Genomic DNA, 1361 nt, shown 5'->3' on the forward strand with positions numbered 1-1361 from the left:
CGCTCCCACATCTATGGTTACCCCCTTTTCTGCAATACTGTTTTTGATGCGTGTTTGGCTTGCTTTCATCTATCCGGCGTCTGAGTGGGGTTGTGGCCCCCGCGCCTCGATGAGAATCGATGCCCGACGATCCTAATTATTTGAACGGCCTTTCAGCCGTGTGGGAGCTCAGGGTTGTCGTCAGGCCGGTTGGCCGTTCACGTCATCTGTTATCCAGCATCGCAAAACCAGGTGGGTGGTGCTCGGGTGACAGCAGGGTCAGGCGTTCATCGCGGTTGGCCCTGCATCGAATTCAGTGTGGTGTGCTGCAATTGCCCAGGCGATCCTCGCCAGTTTGTTGGCCAGCGCGCAGACCACATGGTTGGAGTGATGGTGGGCCAATAGCTGACGGACCCAGTCCGCCAGCCAGCCTTTCTGGCGCTCCAGCTGCATCAAGTAAACACGGGCGCACTGGATGAGCAGGCGCCTCTGGTTTCGATCACCGCGCTTGCTGATGCCCAACAGCACGGTCTTGCCGCCCGTGGAATGCTGTTTGGGCACCAGCCCGATCGAGGCCGAATAGCCTCGACCGCATTTGAACTGTTTGCCATCGCCCAACTCGGCAGCCAGGACGCTGGAGGTGATCGGGCCGACACACGGCATGGTCATCAAGCGAGCCGCCAGATCATCTCCAGCGGCCTGGCATTCCACGTCCTTGTCCCGTTTTTTGACTTGACCGTCCAGGTAGTTGAAGTGCTCATGCAGCATCATCAGAATTTTTTTGAAGGGCTCAGGCACTGAACTCGCCTCAAGCAGTGCCGGAAGATCTTTGATGGATTTGAAGCCTGGGGCCAAGCTGACGCCAACTTCAAGAAGGGCTGCGTGAATCCGATTGACGGTCGCGGTGCGGTCTTTGATGAACGCATCGCGTGTCGAATTGAGCATGGCCAGCGCCTGCTGAGCCTGGGTTTTGGGGGGCACAAAACGCATCGTTGGGCGGGTCGCTGCCTCGCAGATCGCCTCGGCGTCAGCGAAGTCGTTCTTGTTGCTTTTCACATAAGGACGCACGAGATGAGGCGCAATGAGCTTGGGCGTATGTCCCAGCTTTGCGACCTCCTGCGCCATGAAGTGGGCGCCGCCACAGGCTTCCATCACGACGGTGCAGGGATCGAGGTTCGCCAGGTGTTGGATCAGCGCCACTCGAGTAAACTTTTTGCGCTGGAGTTCATGACCACGATCATCTTGAGCATGCAGGTGAAAGGAGTGTTTTCCCAGGTCGATGGCGGCAATAGCTACTTTGTTCATGGCAACGGTCTCCGATAGGCCCCCTGTGAAAGCTTAGTGGGCGATCACAGGGGGCGGCGGGGGTAGCCATTTCATTA

At 57.8% G+C, this 1361-nt stretch carries 1 protein-coding gene; it reads right to left on the reverse strand.

The genetic code is table 11. The features are described from left to right. Nucleotides 1-258: 258 nt before the first annotated feature. The gene (locus tag QK293_RS27445; RefSeq protein ID WP_282383498.1) at nt 259-1284 is read right to left on the reverse strand and encodes an IS110 family transposase; all 1026 of its coding nucleotides are present in this window, start codon (nt 1282-1284) and stop codon (nt 259-261) included. Nucleotides 1285-1361 lie beyond the last annotated feature (77 nt).

Source organism: Pseudomonas sp. AL03 (assembly GCF_029960815.1).
Classification (GTDB): domain Bacteria; phylum Pseudomonadota; class Gammaproteobacteria; order Pseudomonadales; family Pseudomonadaceae; genus Aquipseudomonas.

Excerpts from the sequence above, each read along its gene's own strand:
- QK293_RS27445 (WP_282383498.1), bottom strand. The coding sequence starts at position 1,284 with ATGAACAAAGTAGCTATTGCCGCCATCGACCTGGGAAAACACTCCTTT.